This window comes from Streptomyces beigongshangae (assembly GCF_019710745.1).
In the GTDB taxonomy this organism is placed as follows: Bacteria; Actinomycetota; Actinomycetes; order Streptomycetales; family Streptomycetaceae; genus Streptomyces; species Streptomyces beigongshangae.
In genome coordinates, this window is the sequence record NZ_JAHKJW010000064.1 from 33,301 (window position 1) to 40,316 (window position 7,016).

The 7,016-nt window shown below is 69.0% G+C and carries 6 protein-coding genes and 1 CRISPR repeat array; of the genes, 5 read left to right on the forward strand and 1 reads right to left on the reverse strand.

The window, feature by feature from the left end; all coding sequences use genetic code 11:
* The first annotated feature begins 3 nt into the window (after positions 1-3).
* The 4 genes from cas1e (at position 4) to KM933_RS33000 (ending at position 4,857) form a co-directional block, all read left to right on the forward strand.
* Complete coding sequence (gene cas1e / locus KM933_RS32985) at positions 4-951, forward strand: type I-E CRISPR-associated endonuclease Cas1e (protein ID WP_221359268.1); 948 nt, start codon at positions 4-6, stop codon at positions 949-951.
* Positions 951-1,268 carry a type I-E CRISPR-associated endoribonuclease Cas2e gene (gene cas2e / locus KM933_RS32990; RefSeq protein WP_221359253.1) on the forward strand — a complete coding sequence of 106 codons (318 nt, stop codon included), beginning with the start codon at positions 951-953 and terminating at the stop codon, positions 1,266-1,268. Before cas1e ends, cas2e begins: the two co-directional genes overlap by 1 nt.
* Positions 1,269-1,285: 17 nt before the next feature.
* Positions 1,286-2,717: direct repeats of the CRISPR family, unit length 29 nt; unit sequence GTCCTCCCCGCCGATGCGGGGGTGTTCCG.
* A gap of 809 nt (positions 2,718-3,526) precedes the next feature.
* A complete protein-coding gene (locus KM933_RS32995; RefSeq protein WP_260334509.1) occupies positions 3,527-4,210 on the forward strand; it encodes a sigma-70 family RNA polymerase sigma factor in 684 nt (227 codons plus the stop codon).
* A gap of 11 nt (positions 4,211-4,221) precedes the next feature.
* The gene (locus tag KM933_RS33000; RefSeq protein WP_221359255.1) at positions 4,222-4,857 is read left to right on the forward strand and encodes a hypothetical protein; all 636 of its coding nucleotides are present in this window, start codon (positions 4,222-4,224) and stop codon (positions 4,855-4,857) included.
* A gap of 194 nt (positions 4,858-5,051) precedes the next feature.
* Here the strand turns inward: KM933_RS33000 and KM933_RS33005 are convergent, their stop codons facing one another.
* Complete coding sequence (locus KM933_RS33005) at positions 5,052-5,708, reverse strand: HNH endonuclease family protein (RefSeq protein ID WP_221359257.1); 657 nt, start codon at positions 5,706-5,708, stop codon at positions 5,052-5,054.
* Positions 5,709-6,141: 433 nt separating this feature from the next.
* Here KM933_RS33005 and KM933_RS33010 point away from each other — a divergent pair.
* A protein-coding gene (locus KM933_RS33010) for an IS5 family transposase (RefSeq protein WP_221359259.1) occupies positions 6,142-6,950 on the forward strand; the annotation gives its coding sequence in 2 pieces (ribosomal slippage) (positions 6,142-6,481 and positions 6,481-6,950; 810 coding nt in all).
* Positions 6,951-7,016 lie beyond the last annotated feature (66 nt).

Sequence of the window (7,016 nt, forward strand, 5' to 3'; positions counted from 1 at the left end):
GCCATGCTCCCCCGCGTCGCGGACTCCTTGTCCTTCCTCTACCTGGACATGGTCCGTGTGGTGCAGGACGACACCGGCGTGTGCGCGCAGATCCAGGTCGGCGAACAGCGCACCGATCTCGTCTACATCCCCACTGCCGCCCTGTCCTGCCTGCTGCTGGGCCCGGGCGTGTCCGTCACCACCCCGGCCCTGACCACCCTCGCCCGCCACGGCACCAGCGTCGTCTGCGTCGGCGCCGGCGCCGTCCGCGCCTACGCGGGCATCCTCCCCGACTCCCTCACCACCCACTGGCTCGAACAACAGGTCGCCACCTGGGCCGACCCGGCACGCCGCCTCGACGTCGCCGTCCGCATGTACCGGATGCGCTTCAAGGACGCCGACGTACCCCAAACCGTCACCCTGGACCAACTCCGCGGCATGGAAGGCCAGCGCATGAAGGCCTTCTACAAGATCCTCGCGCAACAGCACGGCATCGGACGCTTCCGCCGCAACTACCGGCCCGACCAATGGGACACCCAGGACCCCGTCAACCTCGCCCTGTCCGCCGCCAACACCTGCCTGTACGGCATCGTCCACGCCGCCCTGCTCGCCCTCGGACTCTCCCCAGCCCTCGGCTACGTCCACACCGGCACCCAGCACGCCTTCGTCTACGACATCGCCGACCTCTACAAAACCGAGATCACACTCCCCCTCGCCTTCGCCCTCCACAACTCCGACAACCCCGAACAAGAAGCACGCCGCCGCTTCCGCGAAGACCTCCGACTCCTACGCCTCCTGCCCCGCATCGTCCAGGACGTCCAGTTCCTCCTGACCCCACCCCACACGAGCACACCCGACGACGACACCGACGAAGAACACTCCGAACGACGTGACGTGCGCATGGTCCACCTCTGGGACCCCAAAACCGGAACCCTCCCCGCAGGCGTCAACTACGCCCAAGGAGGCAACTGATGCCCTCCATGATCGTCATCGCCACCACCGCGGTCCCCGACCACCTACGCGGCGCCCTCAGCCGATGGACCAGCAAAGTAGTACCCGGCATCTTCGTTGGCAGCGTCTCAGCCCGCGTCCGCGACGAACTCTGGCACACCGTCACCGAAGTCGTGGGCAACGGCGCAGCCCTCCTCGTCCACCCCGCCCCCACGGAACAGGGCTACGCCATCCGTACCGCGGGAGCCCGCCGCCGGGTCCCTGTCGATTTCGATGGCCTTACCCTGATCCGTATGACCGCTGCACCGAAGGTAAAGGAAATGCAAACCCCCTCTTGAAGTGCAGGTCAGAAAGGGTCCTCCCCGCCGATGCGGGGGTGTTCCGCCCGGCGACGGGGCCGACACCGCCACGCTGTCGTCCTCCCCGCCGATGCGGGGGTGTTCCGATGCCGCGCGTCGTGAACAGGAGCGGGCCGACGTCCTCCCCGCCGATGCGGGGGTGTTCCGGCAACGAGCACACAGCGGCGCCTGCACTCCGCGTCCTCCCCGCCGATGCGGGGGTGTTCCGCTCCCCGAGGCGCCGTGCGGACGCGAATAGCTGTCCTCCCCGCCGATGCGGGGGTGTTCCGTTGGCCAAGCCGTCGGTCATGCTGGCGATGACGTCCTCCCCGCCGATGCGGGGGTGTTCCGCAACAGGTCGCCATGGAGCATGTCCTCAAGGCGTCCTCCCCGCCGATGCGGGGATGTTCCGCCCTTCGTCCACGGGCTCGCGGCCCGGCCGAGGTCCTCCCCGCCGATGCGGGGGTGTTCCGATCCGCGCTCCGTGGACATCCGAGCAGGTGGAGTCCTCCCCGCCGATGCGGGGGTGTTCCGGTCGGCTACGACAACAAGACGATCTTCGGCAAGTCCTCCCCGCCGATGCGGGGGTGTTCCGCCCGGCGCGCTCGACGCGCCCGAGCTTCCCGCGTCCTCCCCGCCGATGCGGGGGTGTTCCGCGCGCTGCATCGACACGACCAGCGAGACGCCCGTCCTCCCCGCCGATGCGGGGGTGTTCCGGTGGTTCCGGTGGCGTTGTAGGTGACGAGAGCGTCCTCCCTGCCGATGCGGGGGTGTTCCGTTGGAGGTGATCCAGGGCCCGGACGCCGCGTCGTCCTCCCCGCCGATGCGGGGGGGTTCCGAGGTAGATGATCCCGGCCAGCGCGGGGAGCAGGTCCTCCCCGCCGATGCGGGGGTGTTCCGGTGGAGGTGATCCAGGGCCCGTACGCCGCGTCGTCCTCCCCGCCGATGCGGGGGTGTTCCGCGCATGGACGACAAGAAGGCCGCCGCCCGCCGGTCCTCCCCGCCGATGCGGGGGTGTTCCGAGGTAGATGATCCCGGCCAGCGCGGTGAGCAGGTCCTCCCCGCCGATGCGGGGGTGTTCCGTGAGCGGCTCGGGCAGTACGGCGAACCCGATTGTCCTCCCCGCCGATGCGGGGGTGTTCCGAGGTAGATGATCCCGGCCAGCGCGGTGAGCAGGTCCTCCCCGCCGATGCGGGGGTGTTCCGTGAGCGGCTCGGGCAGTACGGCGAACCCGATTGTCCTCCCCGCCGATGCGGGGGTGTTCCGACCGTGAGCAGGGCACTCTCCCTGCTCAAGAGGTCCTCCCCGCTGATGCGGGGGTGTTCCGCCGGACACCTCGGTCATCGCCGCTCCGGGAACGTCCTCCCCGCCGATGCGGGGGTGTTCCGCCCGGCTGGGGCGGTGCCGCGACTCCTGGCCGGTCCTCCCCGCCGATGCGGGGGTGTTCCGGCGGCCACCCGCCGCCTCCTGGACATGCACGGGCGCGCGTCAACGGATTTCGATGAGCCCCTTCCTGCCGCCCGTGTGTCTGCTGGGCGGATTGACTGTCACCGGCCGACCCGCTCTATCGTTCTCGCGTTCGCATGCGCCCGGTCGGACGCGGCGCTCCAGCAGCTCGGGCAGACTCGGCCGGGAGCGGCCATCGGCCCGTTTGCGGTGGTGCGGTTGCCGGGGACGGGTGTTTCGTGTCGGGGGTGCTGCCGTGCCTTCGGGGCGGTGCTTGTGTCTCTGCCGCTGACCGTGACCAAACAACTGATGATGTGATCTGGGTCACTTATTCGGGTGGGTGGTCATTCGGTTGTCCGATTCTGTCGCACCCCTCAAAAAGGGTGGTCGGTCTTCTTTCCGCTGATCACCCGGGGTTTAAGTCGGGTTGCGCAGAGTGGCGGCCGGGGTCTGTGCTTGTCTGTTTGATCACCTTGTGTCAGAAAATGATCACGTGGGTAATGCGCGTTTGGGGGGCCGGATCGGAGAGTCTGCGAGGGAGGGCAGCGGTGTCCTCCAGCACGGTCTGCCCCACGGGGAAGGGCAGTTGGTGCTGTCCGCAGACTGAAAGACAGGACCCCTGTGACCGTTGACGATTTCCTCGCCGTAGTAGCGGGGGTCACCGCACTGCGTGTTTTTGCGCTAGATGTGCGCAACCTGGTGCATCTGGTGCTGCGTACAGCAGTGCGGGACGGTGTGCGCGAGCTGCTGCAGAGTTCGCCGCACACACCGGCGTCAGGCGCGACGGCCGCCCGTGACGGGGAGGGACACTCATGAGCGTCTTCTCGCCCCACGAAGATCTACCCGAGGAGAACGAGTCCTCGCCCTACGGCCAGCCGGAAGGGAGCAGGGAGCCGTTCACCCCGTTCAGCACGGCCGAAGACCTCAACGCCCTGCAGGGCATCGAGTACGTCATGCCGCCGGCGCTCGAAGCCTTCATCGACCTGTACTCCCGCCCCCACCTGCGCTACGCCCACACCATGCTGGGCGACAAACCGGCCGCCATCACCGTGGTCCGGCGCTGCTACTCCCACCTCGCGCTGAACTGGGAGGTCGTGCTCCGCCAGGAAAGCCCCGAGGGGTACGCCTGGCGGCTCCTCAAGGAACGCGTGGAACTGCACGCCCGCATCACCACCAGCACCCAGGGCCACAGCCCCTGCGCCAGACCGGGCAAACGCGCCGCCATCATGCAGCGCACGGCCCGGGCCACCCTGGAAGCCATGCGCCAGCAGCTCAAGGTCATCGAATCCCCGCTGGGCCTCTACACCGCGATAGCGGCCCTGCCCGAGCGCCAGTACGACGTGATCGTACTGCACTACGTCCTGGGCTACCCGACCGAGCACGTCGCCCACATCATGGGTATCAGGCCCGACACCGTCCGCGGCCACCGGCGTTCGGCCCGTGAACGCATCGCCAGCAAACTCGGCCCGAACATCTTGGCTGGCGACAAAGAATAAGGAGCAACACCGTGCCGCGCAGCATCCACGACATCTTGGCGCAGGCCGCCCTGCCGGACCCGTTCACCGACGAAGACGTCGCCAGCCTGAAGCAGGAAGTCGCACGCGAGGTGACCGCCACCCTCATGTTCGGCACCCCACCGGCCCCCGAGGACCACTTCCCCACCACCCAGGACCGCGCCGACACCGACCTGCAGGCCCTGGCCAGCGAACTCCTCTACAGCGACGACACCGCCGCACACCTGGCCACGTTCGCCAAAGAGCCCGCCGACGTGGACGGCGCGCTGCACTTCGCCTGCCTGCTCTCCCTCGCCGACATCAGCGACGGCGCACAGTGGTGGTGGCAGTTCGCCGCCGGCGCCGGAAACGCCACCGCCGCCTACTGCCTGCACCTGTTCCACCTCGGCCGCGGCGAGCTGCGCGACGCCGATCACTGGGCCCACCAGATCATCGCCCTGGACACCGACATCCACCACCTCACCCCCCTCGCACGCCACCAGAGGCCCCCGCGCCGCCCCACCCGGGCCCTGTGTGAAGCGGTGCGGCGGCTCGAGGTCGGCGAAGTCGAAGAATGGGGATTTCGGGTCCAGCGCCCCGACTCCCGCCTCGCCCATCAGGTCGAGGAACTCGCCGGGACCCGCGGCTGAGCTGGCGCACCCGGCTGCTCCGTCTCATGCAATCGCCCGTCCCCGGCAGCTCAGACGCCGGGGACGGGCAGTCGCATGAAGGGCCCGGCTCCGACCGCTGTGATCAGCGGCGGAAGCCGGTGCTCACGCTGACGGTCGTCCTGCTGGCGAAGTGCGGGCGGGCAGGCCCTGGCCGGAGCGGGGTGGGGTAGCAGTTACGGCGCGACCTGGTAGTCGACGCTCTCCTGCCCGCAGCCTTCGGCCAGTTCGGCCAGGGCGGCGTGCTCACGCTCGTCGACGGCGAGCTGCCAGCGCAGCTTGGTGGACACCCAGTCGGCGGCGTAGGTGCAGCGGGCATCGGCGAGCGGGGGCTGCCAGTCGGCGGGGTCCTGGTCGGCCTTGCTGCGGTTGCTGCGGGCGGTGACAGCCACCAGGGAGCGCTCGGCATCGAGGTCGTTGGCGTAGGCCTCGCGCCGCTTCGCCGTCCAGGCGTGGGCGCCGGAGTCCCAGACCTCGGCCAGGGGCACCATGTGGTCGATGTCCAGGCCGCCCGGCGCGGTGAGGACGAGGCCGTCGTAGTAGGAATGCCACTCACCTGCCGTCACCTTGCAGCCGGCCTCGATGGTGGGCTGCACCCGGGATTCGGAGATCAGCACCTCGGAGCGGGTGTGGCAGGAGTCGCGATCGGCATCGACCCAGTGCTTGAAACTGGTGCGACGGTAGCCCTCACGGGATTCGGCCGCGGTGGGCAGCAGGTGGACGGCTGCGGCCAGCGGCAGGTGCTCCGCGCGCGCGTGCTGCGCGGCGGCGGATGCGGGGGAGAGGGGGAGGACCAGGAGGACAGCGGCGAGGGCTGCGAGCTTCGAGAGCATGGGCTCTTGCTACCGGTGCGCGGTTGCGGCCCGCCCGGTCTGGGGGGGGGGGGGGCTGTCATCCGGGAGAGTGCATTGGTCATACCGCACACAGCGATCCCTGTCCCGAGGCGCTCCCGGGTGAGGTCCCGCCGCCGGAATGCCGCGAGCTGTGACAGGCCCTGCTGATCGCCTGCCACCTGCGCAATCTATGCGGAGCGCGGTGTTCCAGCTCATAGCATGCACAGTTCGCACGGTTGCCGCGCGGCCAGCCGGCATGCCTGCCCGTACGGCTCGCGTCCGGGGGCTATTGGTCGCTTCCGGTTGAAGTGATAAGGGCGATGAGTACGAGAAGGCAGGGGGCGAGGGTGATGACATCCTTTGCGCTCCATCCTTTACTGATCATTTCAGAATGAGTTTGGCTGTGGGCTGAGTCAACGGCAGACTTCTGCGGGTGTCGGATGATCTTGTGCCTGATGATCTGTGGGACCGTGTGGCCCCGTTGCTCCCTCCTCGTCGGCCGCGTCGGCGCCGGTATCCGGGACGGTTGCCGGTGGATGACCGGGCTGCCCTGCGCGGCATCGTCTACGTGCTGCGCAAGGGTGTGAGCTGGGCCGATGTGCCTACGGAGCGGATCGGCTGCAGCGGCGTGACGGCCTGGCGGCGGCTGCGGGACTGGACCGAGGCCGGCGTCTGGCCGCGTCTGCACGAGGTCCTGCTGGCCGACTTGCGCCGGGCCGGACTGCTGGAGATGGACGACGCGGCGGTCGACGGCTCACACGTGCGGGCCCTCAAAGGGGGGCTCACACCGGACCTTCGCCGGTCGACCGGGCCCGTCCGGGAAGCAAGCACCACCTGATCACCGACCGGAACGGGACACCTCTTGCGGTGTCCCTGACCGGCGGAAACCGGCATGACGTCACACAGTTGATGCCGCTGCTGGACACGATCCCCCACATCCGCGGGACCCGTGGCCGCCCCCGTCACCGGCCCAGGCGCCTGTTCGCCGACCGGGGCTACGACTACGACACGTACCGACGCCTCCTTCGGGCCCGCGGCATCACACCGAAGATCGCCCGCAGAGGCACCGCCCACGGCTCCGGCCTGGGAAAGACCCGCTGGGTGGTGGAGCGGACCTTCGCCTGGCTCCATCAGTTCAAGCGGCTACGGACCCGCTACGAGATACGCGCCGACCTCCACCTCGGCCTGCTCCAACTTGCCTGCAGCATCATCTGCTTGCGCCGCCTCCGAACGTCATTCTGAAACGATCAGTAACGAGCTGGTGCGTGATTGCGGGTGACATGTTCTTGCTGGTGGGTGTCATGATCC

Bases quoted from the DNA above. Each gene is read 5' to 3' on its own strand.
- cas1e (WP_221359268.1), top strand. From the start codon at position 4: ATGCTCCCCCGCGTCGCGGACTCCTTGTCCTTCCTCTACCTGGACATG.
- cas2e (WP_221359253.1), top strand. From the start codon at position 951: ATGCCCTCCATGATCGTCATCGCCACCACCGCGGTCCCCGACCACCTA.
- KM933_RS32995 (WP_260334509.1), top strand. From the start codon at position 3,527: ATGAGCGTCTTCTCGCCCCACGAAGATCTACCCGAGGAGAACGAGTCC.
- KM933_RS33005 (WP_221359257.1), bottom strand. From the start codon at position 5,708: ATGCTCTCGAAGCTCGCAGCCCTCGCCGCTGTCCTCCTGGTCCTCCCC.